Source organism: Syntrophobacterales bacterium (assembly GCA_019429105.1).
GTDB lineage: Bacteria > Desulfobacterota > Syntrophia > Syntrophales > UBA5619 > DYTH01.
Genome location: JAHYJE010000009.1, coordinates 34,426 through 57,109 on the forward strand (window position 1 = coordinate 34,426; position 22,684 = coordinate 57,109).

20 protein-coding genes and 1 tRNA gene are annotated in these 22,684 nt (G+C 53.4%); 11 read left to right on the forward strand and 10 right to left on the reverse strand.

Features of this window, described 5'->3' with window-relative positions; all coding sequences use genetic code 11:
• Positions 1-20 precede the first annotated feature (20 nt).
• From der to K0B01_04675, 8 genes are all read left to right on the forward strand, one after another.
• Positions 21-1,337 carry a ribosome biogenesis GTPase Der gene (gene der, locus K0B01_04640; GenBank protein MBW6485423.1) on the forward strand — a complete coding sequence of 439 codons (1,317 nt, stop codon included), beginning with the start codon at positions 21-23 and terminating at the stop codon, positions 1,335-1,337.
• A gap of 44 nt (positions 1,338-1,381) precedes the next feature.
• Entirely contained in the window at positions 1,382-1,918 is a 537-nt protein-coding gene (gene pyrR, locus K0B01_04645) for a bifunctional pyr operon transcriptional regulator/uracil phosphoribosyltransferase PyrR (GenBank protein MBW6485424.1), read from the forward strand.
• 29 nt (positions 1,919-1,947) lie between these two features.
• Entirely contained in the window at positions 1,948-2,895 is a 948-nt protein-coding gene (locus K0B01_04650; GenBank protein ID MBW6485425.1) for an aspartate carbamoyltransferase catalytic subunit, read from the forward strand.
• Between the two features lie 31 nt (positions 2,896-2,926).
• Positions 2,927-4,210, forward strand: a complete 1,284-nt coding sequence (locus tag K0B01_04655; GenBank protein MBW6485426.1) for a dihydroorotase — start codon at positions 2,927-2,929, stop codon at positions 4,208-4,210.
• 49 nt (positions 4,211-4,259) lie between these two features.
• The gene (gene recO, locus K0B01_04660) at positions 4,260-5,033 is read left to right on the forward strand and encodes a DNA repair protein RecO (protein MBW6485427.1); all 774 of its coding nucleotides are present in this window, start codon (positions 4,260-4,262) and stop codon (positions 5,031-5,033) included.
• Between the two features lie 127 nt (positions 5,034-5,160).
• On the forward strand, positions 5,161-6,075 hold the full coding sequence (gene glyQ / locus K0B01_04665; protein ID MBW6485428.1) for a glycine--tRNA ligase subunit alpha: 915 nt from the start codon (positions 5,161-5,163) through the stop codon (positions 6,073-6,075).
• Positions 6,076-6,113: 38 nt separating this feature from the next.
• On the forward strand, positions 6,114-8,183 hold the full coding sequence (gene glyS, locus K0B01_04670; protein MBW6485429.1) for a glycine--tRNA ligase subunit beta: 2,070 nt from the start codon (positions 6,114-6,116) through the stop codon (positions 8,181-8,183).
• 206 nt (positions 8,184-8,389) lie between these two features.
• The gene (locus K0B01_04675; protein ID MBW6485430.1) at positions 8,390-10,684 is read left to right on the forward strand and encodes a GspE/PulE family protein; all 2,295 of its coding nucleotides are present in this window, start codon (positions 8,390-8,392) and stop codon (positions 10,682-10,684) included.
• Here the strand turns inward: K0B01_04675 and mutS are convergent.
• The 4 genes from mutS to K0B01_04695 all read right to left on the reverse strand — a co-directional run bounded on the left by mutS (position 10,677) and on the right by K0B01_04695 (position 14,572).
• Entirely contained in the window at positions 10,677-13,304 is a 2,628-nt protein-coding gene (mutS, locus tag K0B01_04680) for a DNA mismatch repair protein MutS (protein MBW6485431.1), read from the reverse strand. The two genes, K0B01_04675 and mutS, sit on opposite strands and share 8 nt — an antisense overlap.
• Entirely contained in the window at positions 13,295-13,696 is a 402-nt protein-coding gene (locus tag K0B01_04685; protein ID MBW6485432.1) for a phage holin family protein, read from the reverse strand. The genes mutS and K0B01_04685 overlap by 10 nt, the downstream gene beginning before the upstream one ends.
• 156 nt (positions 13,697-13,852) lie before the next feature.
• Positions 13,853-14,341, reverse strand: coding sequence for a rubrerythrin family protein (locus K0B01_04690; GenBank protein MBW6485433.1), 489 nt, complete (start codon positions 14,339-14,341; stop codon positions 13,853-13,855).
• 69 nt (positions 14,342-14,410) lie between these two features.
• On the reverse strand, positions 14,411-14,572 hold the full coding sequence (locus tag K0B01_04695; GenBank protein ID MBW6485434.1) for a rubredoxin: 162 nt from the start codon (positions 14,570-14,572) through the stop codon (positions 14,411-14,413).
• A 237-nt stretch (positions 14,573-14,809) separates the two neighbouring features.
• Between K0B01_04695 and K0B01_04700 the strand changes: the two genes are divergently transcribed.
• Positions 14,810-14,885 (forward strand) — tRNA-Asn (locus K0B01_04700).
• 132 nt (positions 14,886-15,017) lie between these two features.
• Here the strand turns inward: K0B01_04700 and K0B01_04705 are convergent.
• The 4 genes from K0B01_04705 to K0B01_04720 all read right to left on the reverse strand — a co-directional run bounded on the left by K0B01_04705 (position 15,018) and on the right by K0B01_04720 (position 19,010).
• Positions 15,018-15,374, reverse strand: coding sequence for a DUF190 domain-containing protein (locus K0B01_04705; protein ID MBW6485435.1), 357 nt, complete (start codon positions 15,372-15,374; stop codon positions 15,018-15,020).
• Positions 15,375-15,387: 13 nt separating this feature from the next.
• Positions 15,388-15,630: a 3-keto-5-aminohexanoate cleavage protein gene (locus K0B01_04710; protein ID MBW6485436.1), complete on the reverse strand. Its 243-nt coding sequence runs from the start codon at positions 15,628-15,630 to the stop codon at positions 15,388-15,390.
• A gap of 132 nt (positions 15,631-15,762) precedes the next feature.
• Positions 15,763-17,835: an anaerobic ribonucleoside-triphosphate reductase gene (locus K0B01_04715; protein ID MBW6485437.1), complete on the reverse strand. Its 2,073-nt coding sequence runs from the start codon at positions 17,833-17,835 to the stop codon at positions 15,763-15,765.
• Between the two features lie 2 nt (positions 17,836-17,837).
• Positions 17,838-19,010, reverse strand: coding sequence for an HD domain-containing protein (locus K0B01_04720; protein MBW6485438.1), 1,173 nt, complete (start codon positions 19,008-19,010; stop codon positions 17,838-17,840).
• On the opposite strand from K0B01_04720, the gene K0B01_04725 reads away from it, so the two are divergent.
• Positions 19,011-20,831 carry an MFS transporter gene (locus K0B01_04725; GenBank protein MBW6485439.1) on the forward strand — a complete coding sequence of 607 codons (1,821 nt, stop codon included), beginning with the start codon at positions 19,011-19,013 and terminating at the stop codon, positions 20,829-20,831.
• A gap of 95 nt (positions 20,832-20,926) precedes the next feature.
• Here K0B01_04725 and K0B01_04730 read toward each other — a convergent pair whose 3' ends face one another.
• Positions 20,927-21,499 carry a hypothetical protein gene (locus K0B01_04730; GenBank protein ID MBW6485440.1) on the reverse strand — a complete coding sequence of 191 codons (573 nt, stop codon included), beginning with the start codon at positions 21,497-21,499 and terminating at the stop codon, positions 20,927-20,929.
• 308 nt (positions 21,500-21,807) lie between these two features.
• On the opposite strand from K0B01_04730, the gene K0B01_04735 reads away from it, so the two are divergent.
• Positions 21,808-22,110, forward strand: a complete 303-nt coding sequence (locus K0B01_04735) for a hypothetical protein (GenBank protein MBW6485441.1) — start codon at positions 21,808-21,810, stop codon at positions 22,108-22,110.
• A gap of 137 nt (positions 22,111-22,247) precedes the next feature.
• On the opposite strand, the gene K0B01_04740 is transcribed toward K0B01_04735, so the two are convergent.
• Positions 22,248-22,682, reverse strand: a complete 435-nt coding sequence (locus K0B01_04740) for a Zn-ribbon domain-containing OB-fold protein (protein MBW6485442.1) — start codon at positions 22,680-22,682, stop codon at positions 22,248-22,250.
• Positions 22,683-22,684 lie beyond the last annotated feature (2 nt).

Here is a 22,684-nt window from a genome sequence, read left to right on the forward strand (position 1 = left end):
ACTACAAGAATCGTGAAAAGATGAAACCAGTAATCGCGATCATTGGCCGACCCAACGTCGGCAAATCAACCCTGTTCAACCGCCTGCATCGCCGGGGGAAGGCCATCGTTATCGACGAACCGGGAGCCACCCGCGACAGAAACTATGCCGATTGCAACTGGCTGGATCACCCTTTCATCCTGATCGACACCGGCGGTTTTGAACCAGCCTCGACCACGGAGATTCTGACCCAGATGCGCGAGCAGACCCTGCTTGCCATTGAGGAAGCCGACCTCATCATCTTTTTGATGGACAGCCGGGACGGACTTGCGCCCGCCGATCAGGAGATCGCAAAACTGCTGAGAACAACGGACAAGCTGGTCTTTTACGCTGTCAATAAAATCGACGGCCCCCGGTACGAAACCCTGCTCGCCGACTTCTACCGTCTCGGAATCGGGCAGCTTTACGCCGTCTCCGCGCAACATGGCGTTGGCATTGACGAATTGATGGACGAAGTCGTCAAGTTCATTCCCAAAGGAACTGAGCTGCCGCCGAGTGATGAAGATGTCATCCGGATTGCCGTAATCGGCAAACCCAATGCCGGCAAGTCGTCGCTGGTCAACCGGATACTCGGCTACGAACGAACAATAGTCAATCCGCTGCCGGGAACGACCCGGGACGCCATCGACACCGAGTTTACCAGAAACGGCAGAAAATACCTGCTGATAGACACGGCCGGCATCCGCCGAAAAAGCCGGATCAGCCTGAATCTTGAAAAATATTCGATCGTTCAGGCCATCAAGGCAATCGAACGGGCCGACATCGCCCTGCTGATGATCGATGCCGTAGATGGAATCAGCGATCAGGAACTGAAAATAGCCGGCCTTGTGCTCGAACGGGGGACCGCCTGCATTATCGTCGTAAACAAATGGGACACGATAAAAAAGGACAACAGCAGCGTTCCCGAATATACCGAAGACATCCGTTACAAGGCCAAGTTTCTGGATTTTGCTCCCATTATTTTCGTCTCGGCTACCTCCGGCCAAAGGGTTGAAAAAATTTTCCCCCTTGTCGAAAAAATTTACGCCCAGTATTCCCAGAGAGTTGAAACGGGCGAGTTAAACAGAAAAATGCGGCAGATTATCGACATGCACCCCCCCCCGGGGATGGGCGACCAGCCGCGCCTCTTCAAATACATAACCCAGGTCGCGGTAAAACCACCGACCTTTATTCTTTTTCTGCAGAACAAGGGAAGCTTGCACTTCTCCTACGAGCGTTATCTTGTCAACCGGATTCGGGAAACGTTCGGTTTCTCTGAAATCCCGATTCGCCTCTATTTCCGGAAGAAGGATGCCTGAGTCGTTGCCCGGGGGAGGCAGTTTAAAAATTAAGTGAGGAAGTAATGGAAAACAGCAAGACAGTTATGGACGCCGAAGGGATAGACCGCTCCCTGACCCGCATCGCCTACGAGATCCTCGAAAAGAACAAAGGGGGTGAAGAACTGGCGCTGATCGGGATCCGGAGCCGCGGAGTTTTTTTGGCGCGGCGGCTGAAGGATAAGCTCGCCGCGATCGAAAAAAGGGAGATACCGCTCGGCATCCTCGATATAACCCTTTACCGGGACGACCTGCAGTCCTCCCACCCGAAACCGGTTTTGGGAAAGACAGAGATTCCCTTCTCAATAGACGGCCAGAAAGTCGTCCTTGTTGACGACGTCCTCTTCACCGGACGCACCATCCGGGCGGCGATGGACGCCTTGATCGACTTCGGCAGGCCCAAAATGATCCAGCTTGCCGTACTGATCGATCGGGGACACCGCGAGCTTCCCATTCGGGCCGATTTCGTCGGCAAAAGCCTCCCCTCGTCGTTATGGGAGGCCATTAACGTCCATCTTGTCGAAAAAGATGGCAGAGACAATGTTACTGTGGAAATAAAATAAACAAAAACCTTTAATTAGAGGCTTTTGACATGGAAACGCCGCTTAATGTTCGCAAGCTTGACCGAAAAGACATTCTGGGGATAAAAGAACTGTCCGTCGAGGAGATAAACCTGATTCTCGCAACGGCAGACTCGTTCGTCGAGGTCTCCACCCGGGAAATCAAGAAGGTGCCGACCCTCCGCGGCAAGACGATTATCAACCTCTTCTACGAGGCAAGCACCAGAACAAGAACATCCTTTGAAATAGCAGGAAAACGGCTGAGCGCCGACACGGTAAACATATCCGCCTCGACCAGCAGCGTCGTCAAGGGGGAGACGCTGATCGACACGGCCAGAAACCTCGAAGCGATGAACCCGGACATCATCGTGATCCGGCACAGCGCCGCCGGCGCCCCCCAGATGCTGGCCCGGATTCTGCGCCAGTCGATTATCAACGCCGGGGACGGGGCCCATGAACACCCGACGCAGGCACTTTTGGACATGATGACGATAAAAAGCCAAAAAGGCGGCATCGCCGGACTGAAGGTGGCGATAATCGGGGACATCGCCCACAGCCGCGTCGCCCGTTCCAACATCCACGGCCTGACAAAGATGGGCGCCCGGGTTTTTATTGCGGGCCCGCCGACGATGATTCCTTATGATATAGAAAAAATGGGGGTAACGGTGCACGCCCGGATCGAGGAGGCCATCCGGGACGCGGATGTCGTAATGGCCCTGCGCATCCAGACAGAGCGGGAGAAACAGTGCATATTTCCGTCTTTAAGAGAGTACGCGCAGCATTTCTCGCTCAATAAAAGAAATATCTCTCTGGCCCGCAAGGATGTCATGATCATGCATCCCGGCCCGGTCAACCGGGGGGTAGAAATCTCCCCCGAGCTGGCCGATTCCGCAAACTCCGTCATCCTTGACCAGGTGACCAACGGCGTGGCGGTGCGCATGGCGCTTCTCTATCTGCTTGCAGGGGGCGGCAACACCTGAATATTGACACTTTTCAAGAGGTTGGCAACTTATGAACTTATTGCTTAAAGGCGGCAGGGTTATCGATCCCTCAACCGGCGTGGATCAGGTTCAAAACCTGCTGATCAAAAACGGGAAGATCGCCGGAAGGGGTGAGGAAGCGCAGGTTCTGAATGATCCGGAACTTGGCGTTATCGACATTACCGGGAAAACCGTGGTTCCGGGCCTGATCGACATGCACACCCATCTACGCGAACCGGGGGACGAGTACAAGGAAACCATTGCCTCGGGAAGCGAAGCGGCGGCGGCCGGCGGCTTCACCTCGATTGCCTGCATGCCGAATACGCATCCCGTCAACGACAACCGCTCCACGACAGAATTCATTCTGAAAAGGGCGGCGGAATGCGGACTTGTAAATATCTATCCGCTTGCGGCGATCAGCCTGAAATCCGAGGGCGCAATACTTTCCGAATTCTGGGATCTCAAGGAAGCCGGCGCGGTCGGTTTTTCCGATGACGGCAAACCGGTCACAAACTCCGCCTTGATGCGCAGAGCCCTCGAATACGCCTCTTCCCTCGACATGCCGATCATCTCGCACTGCGAAGATGTCAACCTCTCGGCGGGAGGGGTGATGCACGAAGGCGCCGTCTCCGCGGAAATCGGGCTCATCGGCATTCCCGCGGCGGCGGAAGAGATAATGGTAGCCAGGGATATCCTGCTTGCCGAATATACCGGCGCCCGCATCCATATTGCCCATGTCAGCACAAAGGGCTCCGTTCGCCTTATCCGCGAGGCAAAGGCCCGGGGAATCCGCGTCACCGCGGAGACGGCCCCCCATTACTTCATGCTGACCGATGAGGCGCTGCGCAACTTCGACACCTTCGCCAAGGTTTACCCGCCCCTGCGCGGGGAAAAGGATCGGGAAGCCATCCGGGAGGGGCTGAGCGATGGAACCATCGACACGATCGCCTCCGACCACGCCCCCCACGCCCGCACCGACAAGGAGCTGGAGTTCGACTATGCGGCAAACGGCATCACCGGCCTGGAGACCTCGCTTTCCCTTTCTCTCTCACTGGTTCAGGGGGGAACCCTCACCTTGCCCGAATTGATCAAGAAAATGACGCTCAATCCCGCCCGGATTCTGCATGTCCCCAAGGGAACGCTCGCCGTCGGCGCAGACGCGGATATCACCGTCATCGACACCCAAAGGGAATGGATCGTCGATCCCCGGATGTTTCGCTCCCGCGGTAAAAACACCCCCTTTCAGGGACAGCAGCTTCGGGGGAAGGCCGTTCTGACCATTGTCGGCGGCGAAATACATTTTCGCGATCTCTGAGAAGCTTTAGCGTTTTAAAAAACTTCATTATTTAAGGCATTTACAATTAATGAATGTCCGCATCCAGTGCAAGACCGAGGCCATTGTCCTCAAGACCATCGACTATGGCGAATCGGATCAAATCGTTACCTTCTATACCCGCGAATACGGAAAGATCAAAGGGATCGCCAAGGGGGCGCGCCGCAGTAAAAAACGCTTCGTAAACGCCCTGGAACCGTTTTCCTGCTCGGAAATAAACTTTTCACGACAAAACCCCGAGCATCTTGATTTTATCGATGGATGCGACGTGTCCTGCCACTTTCCGGAAATACGCTCCAACCTCGAAAAAACCCTTTCCGCCTCTTACCTGATTGAATTGATGGATCAGTTCACACCGGAAAATAAAAAAAGCGAGGGTTCATTTCAACTGCTGCACGATTTTCTCGTGCTTTTGGAAAAGAGGTCCCCCTCAGACACTCTGTTGCGCTTTTTCGAGATCCGCCTGCTGAGAGTAGCCGGCTATGACCCGGTTCTTGATTACTGCCTCTCTTGCAGGATGCCGCTCGCAAACGGGACAACATACCGTTTTGACTCCGTAAAAGGCGGCATTGTCTGCAACTCCTGCAAGACGGGCAATGCCGACGCAATCCCCGTGTCGCTGGGAACGATTAAAACCCTGCTTATGGGACGGGAGCTGGAAACCGAAAACCTGGGGCGCTTGCTTTTAACAGCTCAATCCGCGGAGGAGAGCCGCCTTATCCTCAGCCATTTCATCCGCCATATCCTGGGACGCGAACTGAAATCCCTGCGGGTACTGAATGAAATAAACCGCCTGCAGAGATAGTGGAAACCTCCGACCGGTTTTTTACTGTTTATTTTTCCATATAGCCAGCTTTTCAAAGGCGTGTTCGACGGCGTCAAACTGATCCGCTTGACATCAGGGTGGCAGCGTGTTAGAAGCCGCCCACGAAATGACTGTAATATCAAGAGAAAATGCAATTTCAGAGGGAGGAAGTGTGACATTTCAGGAATTGATATTCGCCCTTCAGGGTTATTGGGCAAAACAGGGTTGCGTCATCCAGCAGCCCTATGATGTGGAGGTGGGGGCAGGAACCTTCAACCCGGCCACCTTCCTGAGGGCGCTGGGACCGGAACCATGGCGGGTCGCCTACGTTGAACCATCGCGCCGGCCCACGGACGGACGCTACGGGGAAAATCCCAATCGCCTTCAGCACTACTATCAGTACCAGGTAATCATGAAGCCCTCCCCCGAGAACATCCAGGAGTTGTACCTTGATTCCCTGAAAAGCTTCGGGATCGACCCCCTGCACCACGATATCCGGTTTGTTGAAGACAACTGGGAATCGCCGACTTTGGGCGCCTGGGGTCTGGGATGGGAGGTATGGCTCGACGGTATGGAGATATCGCAGTTCACCTATTTCCAGCAGGTCGGCGGATTTGATTGCCGACCGGTCAGCGCCGAGCTTACCTACGGAACGGAGCGAATCGCTATGTACCTTCAGGGCGTGGACAACGTCTATGATCTCCAGTGGACGGAGAAAATCAAATACGGAGACGTCCACCATCAAAGCGAGGTGGAGTGGTCGGTTTACAATTTTGAGGTCGCCGACACCGACCAATTGCGGCAGTTGTTCGACATGTTCGAGAAGGAGGGCATCCGCGCCGCCGAAAAAGAACTGGCGCTCCCCGCTTACGACCACTGTCTGAAGTGTTCCCATGCCTTCAATATGCTGAACGCCCGCGGGGCGATCAGCGTTGCGGAAAGAACCAGCTATATCGGCAGGGTCAGAAATCTCGCCCATCTCAGCGCGGAATGCTATCTGAAGCAGCGCGAAAAAAAGGGATATCCCCTTTTGAGCCGATAGTGAACGCAAACGATAATTTAAAAACTGGAGAAAAATCAATGGGCAAGGAACTGCTCCTCGAAATAGGAACCGAAGAAATACCAGCCGCCTTTTTTCCCAAGGCGCTGACAGACATGGCGGAGATAGCCAAACGCGAGCTCGCCGATAGCCGCATCCCGCACGGGGCTGTTAAAACGCTGGGAACGCCCCGCCGCCTTTTTCTATCGGTTGCGGAGGTCGCCGAGCGGCAGGAGGATCAGGAAACCGAAAAGCTGGGGCCGGCCAAACGGGCCTGCTTTGACGAAACAGGGAATCCCACCCAGGCTGCCTCCGGTTTTGCCAGAGGACAGGGGATCGCCGTTTCCGAATTAGCAACAATCGTCACCCCGAAAGGGGAATATGTCTGCGCACGAAAAAAGATTGTCGGCGTGCCGACCGCAGAACTGCTGCCGGCAATATTGACAAAACTGATTTCCTCCCTCCCCTTTCGCAAATCCATGCGCTGGGCCGATTTTGATTTTCGCTTCGCGCGCCCCATTCACTGGCTGCTTGCCCTCTATGACGGGAAAATCATCAACTTTGGCATCGGGGGGGTGCAAAGCGGCAACATCAGTTATGGCCACCGTTTTATGAGTCCCGCCGCATTTTCTCCGGCAAACGGCGAAGGGTACGTTTCCGAATTGCGGGAACGTTTTGTCATAGTCGATCCCGTCGAGCGGGAAGAAAAGATCGCCAACGAGACAAAAAAGGCCGCCGAAAATGCCGGCGGCCACCTTTTCCCCGCGCCGGGGCTGCTTTCGATGGTTACCTTCCTGACCGAATATCCTAACGTTGTTTGCGGAAGTTTTGATCCGGAGTATTTGAAACTGCCCCGGGAGGTTCTCACCACCACCATGATCTCCCATCAGAAATACTTCCCGCTTGTAGATGGAAAGGGCTCGCTCCTTCCCCGCTTCATAACGGTCAACAATACGCTTCCCGATGATCCCGACGTTGTAAAACGCGGCAACGAAAGGGTTATCCGGGCCAGATTGGCCGATGCCCGGTTTTTCTTCGAGGCGGACAAAAAAATCACGCTGGAAACGCGCGTGGATGATCTGAAAAAGATAGTTTTTCACACGCTCTTGGGGACATCATATGAAAAAACACTGCGGTTCCAAGAACTTGCCGTATGGATCGCGGATATTGTCGCCCCTGCTGCCCTGCCCCGCGTAAAGAGGGCGGCCCTCCTCGCCAAGGCCGATCTGGGTACGCAGATGGTCGGGGAATTTGCCGAACTCCAGGGGATCATGGGGCGTGAATACGCGCTCCTTTCCGGCGAAGATCCGCTTGTGGCAAAGGCCCTTTACGAACATTATCTGCCCATTGTGGCCGGAGGCGAGCTCCCGGAAACGGAGGAAGGCGCCATTATCGGCATTGCCGACAAACTGGATTCCATTTGCGGGTTCTTTGCCGTCGGCCAGCTGCCGACAGGAACAGCCGATCCCTACGCGCTCAGGCGACAGGCGCTCGGCATTATCAACATCATTCTCGCCAAGCGCTACCCCCTTTCCTTAGGCGCAATGATCGACAAGAGTCTGGGAATCCTCGCCCCGCTCTTAAAAAAGCCGGCGAGTGAGACAAAAGAAGCCGTCTTGGAATTCTTCAAAGGCCGCCTGCAGAATCAGCTCGCCGCCCAGTCTTTTTCCTACGACGTAATTGACGCCGTTTTGTCCACCGGCATTGACGATCTTGTCTCAACGTACGAAAAGATCGAGGCGATGGAGACCTTCAAGGCCGACAAGACTTATCTAACCCTGGCGCTTGCCTTCAAGCGGGTCGAAAATATCACCCGCGGCTTTGGCGCCGGTTCGGTTCATCCCGAAGCATTTTGCACGCCGGAAGAAAAACGCCTCCACGAATCATTTCTGGCAATCAGGGAAACCGTTTTTAAAGACATTGCCGACGGCGATTACAGCAGAGCACTCAATAACATCGCCCGCCTGCAGAAACCGGTGGACGAATTCTTTGACACCGTTCTGGTCATGGCCGAAGAGGAGGAGATACGCGTTAACCGCCTGTCGCTTCTCAAGAATATCTCCGTTCTTTTCCACAAATTGGCCGACTTTTCAAAAATTGTAACTGAGTAAGGTTATTGGGACGATTTCACAAAATCTCGTCTTTAAAAAATATCATTGCAATTCGGCAAGATAATGCATTATCATTCGCGGCGATTTGCTATTTCAACTAACATCCTCTAAATGGCAACATCATTGGATAATTATGGCAAATGGCGCCCTCAAAATTAAAAGGAACACAAAAGGGGAAAAACGGCAGCTTCTAAAGGGAGGCATTGATGGCATACCAGCCCCAAAGTACCGATATAAGAGATCTTGAAGAAAAACTGCAACTCCGGCAGGCGCTTTTGGAGATCACCAACCGCATCCACGCCGCCCAGAATATCAAGCAGATCCTCGTTGACCTCAGAGATGGGATTTTAAACCTGTTTAATGCCCACTCGCTCACCATCTACGTCGTGGATCGCACCCGCAATGAGATATATTCCATGTTTCTCGTCGGCGCGCAGGTCAAGGAAATCCGCGTTCCCATCAGCAATAAAAGCATCTCCGGATTTGTCGCCAATACCGGAAAAATAGTAAATATAGTTGATGTTTACGATCTCGAAGAGCTAAAGAAAATCGACCGTGAACTCTGTTTTGATGCAAGCTGGGACAAAAAAACAGGGTTTCGCACCAGACAAGTGCTGGCCGCTCCGATCTTTCACAATAAAACCCTGATGGGGGTTATTCAAATCCTGAACAAAAAAGTAGGCGTCGGCAGATTTTCCGATGATGAAACCGGTTTCGTCAAAGAAATATCCGAAGTTCTCGGCATCGCTTTCTTCAATCAGGAGCGCTTCACAAGGCGCCGCAAAACCCGCTTTGACTATTTGATAAGTCACGACCTGCTAAAGGATGAAGAACTCGAGACCGCCTGGGAGGAATCGCGAGAGGCCAAGGAGACCGTCGAAAACTTCATAATGAGTAAATATAAAATCTCCAAAGAGGACCTTGGCCGTTCCCTGGCGGAGTTTTTCAACTGCCGGTTCGTTCCTTTTTCCGACAAGACGCCCATTCCCGGAGATTTGCTGGTCAATCTGAAGATGGAATTTCTCCGCAGGGAGCTTTGGGTGCCGCTGGAAAAAAAGGATGGGGTAATCAACATCATCATTGACGACCCCAACAACATCCTCAAGCGGGACATGATTGAAAACCTTCTGAAAACAAAGTCTGTCAAATACGACGTTTCCCTGCCGGAAGATATCCTCAAATTTGTAAGACATTTCTACCAGTCATCCGGCGATGAAAGCACCCTGAGCGATATCCTCGAAAAACTGGATGCGGAAGAGCAGGTTGTAGAAGAGGACAGCAATGCCGTCACCGAGTCCGACAGCGTCATCATGCAGCTCGTCAACAAGATTATCCTCGACGCCCAGAACAAACGAGCCTCGGATATTCATATTGAACCAAATATAGGCAAGAGAAACGTGGAGGTGCGCTACCGGGTCGATGGAAATTGCGCAATCTACCAGACACTTCCTTTCAATTACCGGGCCGCGGTGATCTCCAGGATCAAGATCATGTCCAATCTGGACATTACCGTAAAGCGTCTCCCCCAGGACGGAAAAATCAAGTTCAAGAAACCGGGTGGCGATGACCTCGAACTGCGCGTCGCCACCATCCCGACGCAAGGAGGGGTAGAGGATGTCGTCATGAGAATCCTGGCCAAGGCCGGCGATACGCTCCCGCTTACCGCCATGGGAATGTCCGAACGCAACTTCCGGGAAATGACGGCTATTATCAACAAGCCCTACGGCATGGTGCTGGTGGTGGGGCCAACCGGTTCCGGAAAAACGACAACGCTGCATGCGGCGCTGCACGAGATCAATACCCCGGACAAGAAGATCTGGACGGCGGAGGATCCTGTCGAAATAACCCAGTACGGGCTCCGGCAGGTGCAGGTGCAGTCGAAGATCGGTTTTGACTTCGCCGCGGCCATGCGCGCCTTTCTCCGCGCCGATCCGGATGTGATCATGGTCGGCGAAATGCGCGATTTTGAAACGGCCAAAACCGGCGTCGAGGCATCCCTGACCGGCCATCTCGTCTTCAGTACGCTCCACACCAACAGCGCCCCGGAAACTATTGTCCGGCTTTTGGACATGGGGATCGACCCGCTCAATTTCGCCGACGCCCTTTTGGGGATTTTGGCCCAGCGTCTCGTCAGAACCCTCTGCAAAAAGTGCAAGGAGGCCTACCATCCCGATCGCACCGAATTTGACGAGATTGTCCAGGTTTACGGCGAAAAATCTTTTCAGAGACTCAACATCGCCTACAATGACGACTTAAAGCTTTACCGGCCCAAAGGCTGTGAAGCCTGTGATAATACAGGGTACAAGGGCAGGATGGGAATACACGAACTGCTGATCGCCACCGATGAAATAAAACGGCTCATTCAGAAACATGCGACGGTCGAGGAGATGCGCGATATTGGGATGGAGCAGGGGATGACTACCCTCCTTCAGGACGGAATTTACAAGGCATTTCAGGGACATACCGACATAAAACAGGTGGAGCGGGTCTGTATCAAGTAAGGCGTTTCTTCCAGTCGCTGATCTGTTGCAGCGCCGCAAGCGGCGTCATGTTCAAGACATCGCTTTTCGTTATCTCATCCAATACCCAATCCTTTTCCGGCTGGAAAAGATTGAGTTGATTGTCGTTTTGCCGTTTCGTCTTTTTGCCGCGGGCGATCTTCGGCATTCCGGCTTCATCCAGCTCCCCCTTTTCCAGATTGAGAAGTATTTCCTTTGCCCGTGCAATAACCTCCTCGGGGACACCGGCCAGACGGGCAACCTGGATGCCATAGCTGCGGTTGGCGCCCCCGGTGATGATCTTCCGGAGAAATATTATCTTCTCCCCCCATTCCCGGACGGCAACATTGAAATTACTGACACCCTCCTTGGTTGCGGCAAGATCGGTAAGTTCATGGTAATGGGTGGCAAAAAGCGTTCGGGCGCCCAGCGCCGGTGAATCGTGGATGTATTCCGCAGTCGCCCAGGCGATGCTCAGACCGTCAAAAGTGCTGGTGCCGCGACCGACCTCATCGAGAATGATTAGGCTTCTTTTCGTGGCGCTCTTGAGTATCTCCGCCACCTCGGTCATCTCCACCATGAAGGTGCTCTGTCCGCGGGCCAGGTTGTCGGCCGCCCCGATGCGGGTAAAAATCCGATCGACAACGCCGATTCGGGCCTTCGCCGCAGGGACAAAACTGCCGGCCTGAGCCATGAGCACGATCAGCGCCACCTGCCGAATATATGTTGATTTGCCAGCCATGTTCGGGCCGGTAATAATCAAAAAACGATTTTTATCCATATCCAGGAGGATGTCATTGGGCACAAAGCCGCTTCCCCCTGCAAGGCTTTCCACGACTGGATGACGACCGTCGGCAATCTCGATTGTCTCCCCCTCGTCAACAACCGGACAGCAGTAGCCGCGCCGCTCGGCAACCTCGGCCAGCGAGGCGATGGCGTCAAGATCGGCAATGCAGGCTGCCGTTCTCTGGATTCTTGGTATCTCCAGCGCTGCCTTGTCCCGGATTCCGACAAATATCTCATATTCCCTCTCCTGCAGGCGCTCCTCGGCATGCAGAACGGTCCCTTCATACCCCTTTAGTTCCTCGTTTATATACCGCTCGGCATTGACCAGCGTCTGCTTGCGGATATAATCCGGGGGCGCCAGCGCAGAATTGGCCTTTGTTATTTCAATATAATAACCAAAAACACTGTTGAAGCCGACTCTCAGCGAGTTTATCCCCGTCCGCCGCCTTTCCTTCTCCTCAAGGGCGGCGATCCACTTTTTCCCGTCACGGGCAACTGAGATCAGACCATCGAGCTCCGGATCATAGCCTTCCCGGACGATTCCCCCCTCGCGGATCGTAAAAGGCGGGGCATCTACAATGGCGTTTTCAATTAATTCACGGAGATCCTGCATCTCATCGATCCCGTCATGAATGGTCTTTAAGAGCGGCGCCTCACAACCGGCGATCAGGGTGCGGATTTTCGGAAGAACCGCAAACGAAGTCTTCAGCGCGACGAGGTCGCGACCGTTGGCAAGACCGACGGAGATTCGGCTGCCGAGCCTCTCCATATCGTAAACAGAATGGAGGGCAAAGCGGAGCGATTCGCGAAGCAGATGTTCTTCCTTTATTTCCGAAACGGCAGCCAGCCTCTCCCGAATGCGCAGGGGATCGCGCAACGGGCGCCCCAGCCACCAGCGAAGTCTCCTTGCGCCGGGCGCTGTTACCGTTTCGTCAATTACACTAAAAAGTGAATTCCCTTTTTTGCCGTCGGAAATGGTGGAGAAGAGTTCGAGATTCCTCTCCGCCGTCCCGTCCAGCACCAGGCAATCGGCACTCTGATGCCAGGAAAGGGAGTTTATATGACGGAGGCGATCCTTCTGGGTCTCGATCATATAAGCAAGCACCGCGCCTGCCGCCCCCAGTGCCGCCGGATGGTCTTTCAGGGACATCCCCGAAATTTTTTCCTCGGAGAAATGGCGATATATAACGTCTTCGGCCGTTTGCGCTGCAAAATACCCGGAAGGAAAGCGGTTTACCAGACAACGACCCGCCCCCCTTCCCTCTCCGGAGATATTCATAATCAGGCTTTCATCGCCCAGCTCCTGATTTACCAGCAGCTCGCTGATCTCGAGCCCCGCGGTCTGCACCAGAAACAACTCGCGATCGCCCGTTTCGGCTATGCGGAATTCCCCCGTGGAGATATCGACAAAGGCCAGCGCGTATTTTCCGGCGGCTTTCGTAAGCGCGGCAAGATAGTTATTCTCCTTCGCTTTCAGGTTCGCGTCATCGAGCAGCAGTCCGGGGGTGACGACGCGCACCACCTCGCGCCTGACCACCCCTTTGGCAAGCTTTGGGTCCTCGACCTGTTCGCAGACAGCCACCTTGAACCCTTTTTCGATCAGCTTTGTGATGTATGAAGATACCGCGTGATAGGGAAAACCGCAGAGAGGAACTGCATCCTTGCTGTTTTTGTTTCTTGACGTCAGTGTTATTTCGAGCGCCTTCGAGGCCGTCAGGGCGTCCTCGAAGAACATCTCGTAAAAATCGCCCATGCGGAACAGGAGGATGCTGTCCGGATAACTGCTCTTGACCTCGGCATACTGCTTCATTGCCGGGGTCAGATCGCTCACTCCCATTTTCCGCCCCGTTTTTGCAGATCTATATAATCGTAGCGCTCCACCCGACCCTTTCCGCCGATGAAGAGATTCAAGAGCCAGCTTACACCGCCGATAATGATCGCCCCGAAGACGGCAGTCCAGAAATCCCGAACATCAAAGCCGACAACAAGGGCGGAAACTATCTTCAGCAAAAAGGCGTTTACCACAAAGGTGAAAAGACCGAGGGAGAGGATGTTGATAGGAAGGGTTAGAATGATCAAAAGCGGGCGCAGCAACGCGTTCAGAATGCCGAGGAGCCCGGCGGCAAAGAGCGCCGGCAGAAATCCGCCGACGTGAATGCCGTCCAGAAACCAGGATGAAGCCAGAACAGCCGCCGTCAACACCAGCCAGCGCAGAAGCACACCTCTCACAGCGATAACCCCTCTTTTCCGATAAAAACGCCCCTGCCCGGAGCGAACACAACGAATAATGAAAACGAAGTTTAATTTTCCCAGTCTTCTTCTCGTTTCTCCGCTGAAGCTTGAAAACGAGAAGCGCCTAAATACCAGCCGCAGAGCGGCGGCATTTTAATAGGCCTTGAATTTTTCCTTGCCGGCGCCGCAAACCGGACAGCTCTCCGGGAGGACTCCATCGGCGATGTAACCGCAAATCAGGCACACATAATAAGCCGTTTCCCGCTCTTCGAGGAGATGGTTCATGGCCTCCTTGTAGAGTTTTGCGTGCGTCTCTTCCACGTCCCGGCTCTGGCTGAAATGAAGAACCGCGGCCTGGTTTCCCTCCGCTTCGGCCTCCTTGACAAACTGGTTGTAGGCTACTGCCGCCACCCCCCGTTCAGACTGAAAACTCTCGGCAAGATTACCTTCGGTCGTCTTTATCTCCTTGAGCGCCCTCAGCGCCCGCTTGCCATGAATCTCTTCCGAAAAAGAAATCACCCGAAAGAGCTTCGCTATCTGCGGCAAACTTTCTTCGTCCGCCTTTTCCGCATAAACCTTCAGCCGCAGGGCCGCTTTGGCCTCGCCTGCATAGGCCTGCTGCAGGGCCTCTTTTGTTCCCATAACAAATCCTCGGTATCAGGCAAAATCAAAAAAATAAACTCCCCGGACAGGGCAGCCGACGATAATATTCTACTCTTCCGGGGAGAATTCTTCCTTGGAAGCGCCGCACACCGGACATGTCCAGTCCTCGGGAAGGTTGGCAAAGGCCGTCCCCGCAGGGATGCCTCCCTCCGTGTCTCCCTCCGCCGAATCATATATGTAACCGCATACATCGCATACGTATTTTCCCATGACCTTCCTCCTTGTGAATTAGTTTACCATATTAGTGACTATAACTTTTACTGACTATGCCGCTTCTGCTTTTATGAGGATTATATCTACACGAGCAGCGGCTTTCCTGTCAATCACAAATCCATTGCCCGCTTCAGGAAGCTAAATCCATATTGCCGCACGAGGAAATAAAAAATTTACGACTTCCCTGTTGACAAAAGCCGCTTCTTATATTAAGAAGCGACCGCTATAGAGTATTCCCCAGTAGCTCAGTCGGTAGAGCAGATGGCTGTTAACCATCTTGTCCGTGGTTCGAGTCCGCGCTGGGGAGCCAAAAATAATCCGCCGCTCTGGCGGTTTCCGATTAGTGGCAGGACCCCGGGAGACTACGCCCGGGGTCTTGCGTTTTGAGCCGCCTTGGTCCAGTTTTTATAGACGTATTGTTCCATTAATTCACAATTTTTCGTTATGACTCCGGGGATAAAACCCTTGAGTTGTGCCGATGAACAATCACCCGTACCTTTTCGAGCGTCACCATCCCCTCGGCGACCAACTGATTCAGATCGGGTAAAAAAGCCTCTATTTTTTCCTCGGCATCAACGATCTCGATTACCATCGGCAGATCCTCGGAAAGGCGCAGGATCTTGGCAGTATGGATTCGGCTGTTGGCGCCAAAACCAAGAAACCCGCGCAATACCGTAGCCCCCGCCATTCCCCGTTTACGTGCCTCCTCGACAATGACTTCATGAAGCGGGCGACCGTTGGTCTTGTCGCTTTCGCCGATAAAAACACGCAATAATACCGATTCATAAGGAAGCTTCATTTTTCATCCTCCGTCACAGTACCCTTCCCGGTGCCATCCCCGCCAGTAAAACGGCGAGCCCCAGGCCATTCAGGAAAACCAGATTGTTGACCATCCCGAGGTCATAGATCTCGAATTCCGGTTTTGTCGTCCGGGAGGAGAATTTTTCCAGAAACTGCCGCATCGTCAGAAATGTGTTGGGAAAAATGAAATCCTCGGTGGACTGCAGATAAGACTTTTCCCAGTCGTATTGCCAATCCTGGTAATTGCTCGCGATGTGAAAGAGGGCGAAATTGAGGGAACCGGCGAATCAGCTTGTTTGAATAGATGTCATGGCGAATATAGTTATTGAAATTATTCTGATGCCTCGTTGTTGCGCTGCGGTAAGGCACAATAAATCTGTCACCTTTTACCATACCCGGCGGCGGTCGTTGAGCTCGGCGCGCTTCCCTCGATTCCATCCGGAGGTGAAGCTGTAATATTGGGTTATGCGCGCCAGGCCATCCACCTCTTTTGAACCACAGAAACTGCACGCCGCGCGAAGACCCCGCATGGCGGCCCCACAGCTCAGGCAGGAGGTAAATTCCGGGGAAAAGACTATCTGGTTGTTCCTGGTTTCGCGAAAGGCACGCATGATAAGTTCGGCAAGCTCCGACGCCGGCGGCTCCGACGCGCCCAATTCTATGTTGGTAACCGAGCCGGCCTGCACAAAAGGGTGGAAATGCCCCTCCCGGAGGATCCGCGTCAGGGGATCAACCGGCGCCGAGGGACGAAGGTGGGTGGAATTCGTATAGTAAATCTCATTTTTTGCAATATTGCCAAGCACATAATGCCCAGCCAGCGGGGAGAAGCTCTTCAGGTCAAGGCGGGCAAAGCGGTAGGCGGTTGTCTCCGCGGGCGTCTGTTCCAGCAGGAATTTCATCCCGTGGCTTGCGGACAATCGCTCCACCTCTTCCTTCATATACCCGATGATCGCCATACCCAGGACGAGCGCCTCCTCGGAATCGTGCAGTTCCCCTTTTGTCCTTATCTTCACCAGTTCATTGAGACCCGTCATCCCAACCAGATAAACCGCATCGGACATCCGGAGGTAGGCCAAACCGTCGCTTTTCATGCCGAGCATCGCCAGCGGTCCCGAATCGCCGGAGGCAAGCAGTCGCTCGATGAAATCCCTTTTTTGCAGATGCGCTTTGACGGCCTTCGCGAGGGTTTCGTCAAGCAGGGAAAACAGCCTGTCGTCATCCATCTCCAAGGCGCGATATCCGAGCCGGGGAAGATTGATCGTAACATTCTGAATCGACGCATAGCGCCTTTTACAGGGTTCTTTTGCCTCTACCCCGGGAAAAGCGAAGCCCGCTCCGGGCGCAAGGCCGACCGCCGCCCCCCGCTCCAGCACAAAACAGGGATTGCCCATGGCCGCGGCAGCACCGCACGCCTCCTCCAGAAATGCCTCGTGTCCCGCGGTCTGGAAAAATCGCTCCGTAATATGGACAATAGGCCGGGGAAAGATGAACGGCTTGCCCGCCGCGTCGCCCTTCCGGTAAACCCGCATCAGCGCCCGGGCAAAGCGCCGCGCGTCCTCGCCATGCTCCCTAAAGGTGCGGCCGGTAGGCTTTCCGCCCGGGCCGATGGCGGGAAGTTCGGAAATAAAATCAGGAACTTCCCAGTACAGATGGATATCGGTAAAGATCGCCTGTCCGCCACGCGACGAGGTTAGCTGCGAGAATTCGTAAACAAGCATCTGCGCAAACTGCTCGATCTGGCCGTCTTCCATCCCCGCTAAGTAGGGGGCAAAAGAGATGTTTACCGCGTCCCAGCCGATCATGCCGGAGATATGCCCCTGCAAGGAGGCGCCAAAGCGCACCATGTGGGCCAAAAGCACCTCGGGATGGCGGGCAGGGGCGGCTACTGTCACAAAATTGGGCAGTTTCAAGCCAAATAGCTTGAGATATTCGAGCGATTGAAAAAAGCCGTAGGGACGGTCAACGTAACCCAAGCCATGCAGATGGATGTCGCCCGAAACATGGGCTTCGACAATCTCCCGGGAAAATACATCGTGCAGGGCGTATTCGCGTTTTATCCCCTCGACAAGGGCCAGATTTGTCCCTTCCGGGTCATGGGGAACGTTGGCGTTTTCCTTGTTGCGATGAAAGATGAGCTGTCGGACATCGTAGAGGGGAAAGCCGAGTCGGGCGTGCAGACGTCGTGCCTGCTCCATCCCCCTTTCGATCAGGCGGGCGTCAACAAGTTCCCGGATGAGCGCCGTGGTCAGCATGCCTATCCCGGATGCAAAAATCTGTTTCTCCACCTCCTTGCTGATCTCATCGGCGGTCGCCTCGTCGAGCTGCGCCTCACGGATAAGTGCCTCGACGATCATGCGACGGTTCCACTGGGCGCTCTCCTCGCCGGAGGTACGGACAAAAAGGGTGATATCGGTTGTTTCCGCGTTGCGCCGCCGTTCCTGTTCCAAATCAGAGCTCATCGTCAAATATTCGTCCGGGAAATCCCGCCCAGGGAGGCAAGGGCGCGTTCCGCCGCGCGGGCCAGCAGATCGTCATGCTCGTGATCGAGGGAAAAGACCCGGAGCTGGACAATCCGGGCCGGGATAAAGCGGTATATGTCCCGCAGAGGTTCCATGGAGATCGCGCCCGTCGCCGGCTCAAATATATTGACCTTTTTTTCCGTATCCGCCATCGGATTGAGCGGGCGGGGATCCTGGGTAGCCAAATCAACACGGAAGACCTTTTTCCTCAGGGATGAAGGCAAAAATGAACGGATTCTGGCTTCATAATCGGCGGCCCCGGCGAAGCCCGTTCCCTTCTGGAGCTGGTCTATCGATAACTCCGCGGCGAAAGACATTTTCCATTTTACCTCCCGGTTGTGAAGTTTTTCCCATTCCCGGGCCAGCCGCCGCTTTTGAGAATCGGGGCTTTTCAGCCACAAACGCACCTCGCCAAAAAGGCGCCACTCGTCGAAATCGAGGTAAGCTTCCAGATTGAGGGCCGGGCTTACGGGCATAATCAGCGCCACCGTATCACGAAATATCTCGTGGAGATGCAGATCGAGCGCCCGGGTTGTGCGATGAAAATAGACATTGGAATAGAGGTTCAAACGGGCGTTAAGAAAGCGGTTGAACGCGGAAATCCCGGCCTGGTGCAGCGTAAGTCCGTCTTTCGTAAAGAAGGTGTAAAAGCAGAGGCGCTCGATATCGACAATATCGAGGGAAAATCCCGTCATGAAAGCGTCGCGCTGCACGTAGTCCATGTTATCGACAGTATATGTTCCGGAAAAAAGCTGACGAAGCATCTGCAACCAGCGAGGCATCTTATCATCTCCGCCCTGGGGCTTGCGAATCAGAAAGGCCGCCATTTTCGGATCAAGCAGCTCGCCTTCGGCAAAAGCGCCGGACGGGCTGCGGCCGATCCGGGAGATAATACGTCCCAGCTTCCGGCAGATGATCAGCCGGCCGAGATCCTCATGAGTCATATTGTAGCTGTCAAGAAAATTGTCGTCAAAGAAATGGCCGTACGGACCGTGGCCCACATCGTGCAAAAGACCGGCAACCCGCAGCAGTTCTTCGATAAAATTCTGGGAAGGAACATCCGGGCATACCTCCTTCAGGGAAGGATAGAGGCGCCGCCCGAACCCGCCCGCCATATGCATGGTTCCCAGGGAGTGCTGGAAGCGCGTGTGCTCCGCGGCTGGATAAACCCAGCGGGCGCTCTGGAGCTGGTAGATCCGCCGGAGCCGCTGCACCCAGGGCGAGTCGATCAGGTCTTTTTCGGTCTTTTCGCCGTCATTGCCGCACGGCACTGTAAAGGATGCATAACGGTAAATCGGATCGGCGATCAGCGCCGTTCCCTGATAGATGCCCGCGTATCCCGACAAAGGTGTTTTCATGGGGTTCTCCTACAATATTCGCGCCTAAATAGCAACCAGGATGATGTGCTCTGGATAGTTAAACAAAATCATTGCGCCCGTCAAAAAAGGTGTGCTATCTCTCCCCCGCAGCTTTTACAGCAACAGACGGGCAATAAAGATTCGCAGCGACAGGAAAATGCTTTGAACCCAGCGATTAGTTCGAAAAAAGAGATCAATAAATCCGTCATCGCCCTGATCGCCGCGCTGAGCTCCTTTTTGACCCCCTTCACGTCTTCCTCGGTCAATATTGCCCTGCCGTCAATCGACCGGGAGTTGTCGCTAAGCGCACTTTCGCTCGGCTGGATCGCCACGTCGTATCTGCTTGCCGCAGCGATGTTTTTAGTCCCTTTCGGGCGGATCGCCGATATTTACGGAAGAAAAAAGATTTTTCTCGCCGGCATCATCATCGATTCCGCGGCCTCCGTCATGTGCGCCCTGCTGTCTTCGGAAGCCGGCCTGATCTTCTTTCGCGGGATGCAGGGGCTCGGCGGCGCAATGATCTTTGGAACCGGAATCGCGATTTTGACCTCCGTTTATCCGCAACAGGAACGGGGCCGGGCGCTCGGCATCAATGTTGCAGCCGTATATACCGGCCTGTCGGTGGGGCCCTTGCTCGGCGGACTGCTGACCGAGCATCTGGGCTGGCGGAGCATTTTCTTTCTGAATGCCTTGCTGGGCTTGCTCATCACCATCCTCGTTTTCTGGAAAATGACCGGAGAGTGGCGAGAGGCAAAGGGAGAAAGATTCGATCCCGCCGGGGCCCTGATCTACAGTCTGTCGCTGGTCGCCCTGATGTACGGTTTTTCCATCCTGCCGACGCTGTCCGCGGGAGCGCTGATTTTGGGAGGATTGGTCGGGCTTTATGGATTCGTCGTCTGGGAAAAACGAGCATTGAATCCGCTTTTGGACATCACCCTGTTCAGCAAAAACCGGACCTTCAAATTCTCGAACCTGTCCGCCTTTATCCACTACGGGGCAACCTTTGCGATCATCTTTCTTTTGAGTCTCTACCTTCAGCATATCCACGGTCTGACTGCCGAGCATGCCGGGATGATCATGATTATCCAGCCGGTCATGCAGGTCATTTTTTCCCCGCTTGCCGGCAGCCTCTCCGACAGAATGGAACCGCGCCTGCTGGCGTCGGCGGGAATGGGGGCGACCACGCTGGGGCTTGTCCTTCTCTCTTTTCTCGAAAAAGAAACCAGCCTCGGATATGTTGTTTTCTGCCAGGCCGTTATGGGAATCGGCTTCGGCTTCTTTTCGTCGCCCAACACCAACGCGGCGATGTCCTCCGTTGAAAAAAGGTTTTACGGCGCCGCCTCGGGGATGCTGGGAACCATGCGGCTGACCGGCCAGATGTTCAGTATGGGAATAATCATGCTGCTCTTTTCCCTCTACCTCGGCAAGGTGCAGATAACCCCTGAATACCACGACATCTTCATGAAATGCGCCCGGACAGGGTTCACTGTTTTCGCCGCTCTTTGTTTTGCCGGCATTTTTGCCTCTCTTGCCAGGGGAAACCTGCATAAAACGACTAATTCTGAAAATCATCAATAAATACAAAAGAACAATTGCAATTGCCCGAAAATCAGGAATAACGGCAGAGCCGCAACTGAAATTATATCCGGCTTCGCTGCCCCTTGAGCATATTCTTATATTGCTTTCATTAAGGATCGCCCATAGGCCATTTTCCCGAATTTTTTTAGCAAACTCACGATTGTTTCAATTTCCCCGAATGAAAATCTCAATTTATCATCTTTTTTTTCGGCTGTGGCGGAAAAACCGCCTGCCGCGTTATAACCATGTATTCTCTGAGAAGTGGGGAAACTGCCTTCGGGCGTACCGTTATATTCGGGGGAGGTTGTATCGACAAGATCATCAATAGACGAAAAGATAATCTCATATCCCTCCGTCCTTAATCCAGCCACCAAATCATCAAGCAGCTTTGACGCCTTCTCATAGGAATGAATCTTGGCAAAAGTAAACCAGAGGGTGATTCTTTTATTTTTTATAATGCCTGCATCAGTTGAGTCAGAAAAAATTTCGCTGATGCTCCCAAGTTGTTTGCCCGCTTCGTCAATATCCCCATAAAACCTTATTCCAAAAGCATCAACTTTATCGCCGCTTTTGCCAAACTTTATTTTCATTATTTTCATTGTATTGCCTGCCCTTAAGTGCAGAATCTTTCTCTGCCTGTTTAAAATCAATAGCGCCAGCTTGTTCATGTGCATCCATACCATATATCCTGGATTAATAAAATGCGAACTAAATTTTTTCAGAGCCAAGCGGGGCTAACCAATGATGAAAATCCGTCATGAGTATCCTGCCTTCTTGCGGCATAGAATTGCGTACCGTGCCTTGCAAAAGCGCAAACCGAATTTCTGCTTGTCAGACATTCTCTTAAATGGTAAGAGACGTCACTAATAAAGCTATTTTAAAAATAGCCTCATTGTTCAATGTAAAGGCAATAATTACAGAAGGATAGTTCCAGATATCCCATCAGGAAAAGTTATCCCATCAGGAGGTAAGGTCGATGTCCATGCTCATCAGCGGCATTGTTTCGGTTGTTCTTGGCATCATTGGGTTTTCCCTGTGGTGGAGCGCTTTTATCATCGCCTTGAAGGGCATTATCCCCATCCTGCTGATCCTCGGCGGCATCCTCGCGGTTTATATAGGCTTGGACTCGATTGAAGACCAGACACGGGAAGAGCGGAAAAAACAAGAGGAAAAACTGCAAAAGACAAGAAATGAGATGGAGCAGATCAAGGTTCAGGCCGAACAGTACCGTGAGGAACTTGAGCGGTTAAAGCAAGACGTTAAAAAAGACAATCCCTGAAGGCAAAGAGTCTATTAGATATTAACTTCACAAACGATTTCCAAACTTGGCGGACGCGTCGGAGCGCGTCCTCCAAGTTTAGCGAACAGAAATAGTATTATGCTGCCATTTATCGCCATTTACCGGAAACCAGGACTTCATGCCTTGTGGAAAACGAAGTTTATCTGGCCGTTCGGCAAATTGTTCACTGCGGCTTTCATCTCCATGCCTACCTTTATCTCCCCCTCGGGGACATCTCCGGCAATGCGCCCGAAAACCTTATAGGCGCCGTAATCCAAAACCGCAATCGAGTAAGGCAGGTCTCCTTCGAAGCCAACCGGGGCATACTGAAGCTTGCTGTAGGTAAGAAGTTTGCCTGTGCCGGAGACGGGGAACCATTCCATATCACTGGAAACGCAGTTGTAACAATCCGCACGGGGCGGGAAGTACTCCCTGCCGCATGTCCGGCAGCGGGTCGCCATAACCTTGTCCTCTTCGAGGTAAGTTATAAAATCGTTGGTTTTTGTAAGGGAGGTGAAGCTTACCGTCCCGAATTTTTTGAAGCGTGCATCTACCTCTTTTTTGTTGTTCATTT

What these genes read in the sequence shown, in the direction of transcription:
- der (MBW6485423.1), top strand. Translation starts at nt 21, where the DNA reads ATGAAACCAGTAATCGCGATCATTGGCCGACCCAACGTCGGCAAATCA.
- pyrR (MBW6485424.1), top strand. Translation starts at nt 1,382, where the DNA reads ATGGAAAACAGCAAGACAGTTATGGACGCCGAAGGGATAGACCGCTCC.
- K0B01_04650 (MBW6485425.1), top strand. Translation starts at nt 1,948, where the DNA reads ATGGAAACGCCGCTTAATGTTCGCAAGCTTGACCGAAAAGACATTCTG.
- K0B01_04655 (MBW6485426.1), top strand. Translation starts at nt 2,927, where the DNA reads ATGAACTTATTGCTTAAAGGCGGCAGGGTTATCGATCCCTCAACCGGC.
- recO (MBW6485427.1), top strand. Translation starts at nt 4,260, where the DNA reads ATGAATGTCCGCATCCAGTGCAAGACCGAGGCCATTGTCCTCAAGACC.
- glyQ (MBW6485428.1), top strand. Translation starts at nt 5,161, where the DNA reads ATGACTGTAATATCAAGAGAAAATGCAATTTCAGAGGGAGGAAGTGTG.
- glyS (MBW6485429.1), top strand. Translation starts at nt 6,114, where the DNA reads ATGGGCAAGGAACTGCTCCTCGAAATAGGAACCGAAGAAATACCAGCC.
- K0B01_04675 (MBW6485430.1), top strand. Translation starts at nt 8,390, where the DNA reads ATGGCATACCAGCCCCAAAGTACCGATATAAGAGATCTTGAAGAAAAA.
- mutS (MBW6485431.1), bottom strand. Translation starts at nt 13,304, where the DNA reads ATGGGAGTGAGCGATCTGACCCCGGCAATGAAGCAGTATGCCGAGGTC.
- K0B01_04690 (MBW6485433.1), bottom strand. Translation starts at nt 14,341, where the DNA reads ATGGGAACAAAAGAGGCCCTGCAGCAGGCCTATGCAGGCGAGGCCAAA.
- K0B01_04695 (MBW6485434.1), bottom strand. Translation starts at nt 14,572, where the DNA reads ATGGGAAAATACGTATGCGATGTATGCGGTTACATATATGATTCGGCG.
- K0B01_04705 (MBW6485435.1), bottom strand. Translation starts at nt 15,374, where the DNA reads ATGAAGCTTCCTTATGAATCGGTATTATTGCGTGTTTTTATCGGCGAA.
- K0B01_04715 (MBW6485437.1), bottom strand. Translation starts at nt 17,835, where the DNA reads ATGAGCTCTGATTTGGAACAGGAACGGCGGCGCAACGCGGAAACAACC.
- K0B01_04720 (MBW6485438.1), bottom strand. Translation starts at nt 19,010, where the DNA reads ATGGCGGGCGGGTTCGGGCGGCGCCTCTATCCTTCCCTGAAGGAGGTA.
- K0B01_04725 (MBW6485439.1), top strand. Translation starts at nt 19,011, where the DNA reads ATGCATGGTTCCCAGGGAGTGCTGGAAGCGCGTGTGCTCCGCGGCTGG.
- K0B01_04730 (MBW6485440.1), bottom strand. Translation starts at nt 21,499, where the DNA reads ATGAACAAGCTGGCGCTATTGATTTTAAACAGGCAGAGAAAGATTCTG.
- K0B01_04735 (MBW6485441.1), top strand. Translation starts at nt 21,808, where the DNA reads ATGTCCATGCTCATCAGCGGCATTGTTTCGGTTGTTCTTGGCATCATT.
- K0B01_04740 (MBW6485442.1), bottom strand. Translation starts at nt 22,682, where the DNA reads ATGAACAACAAAAAAGAGGTAGATGCACGCTTCAAAAAATTCGGGACG.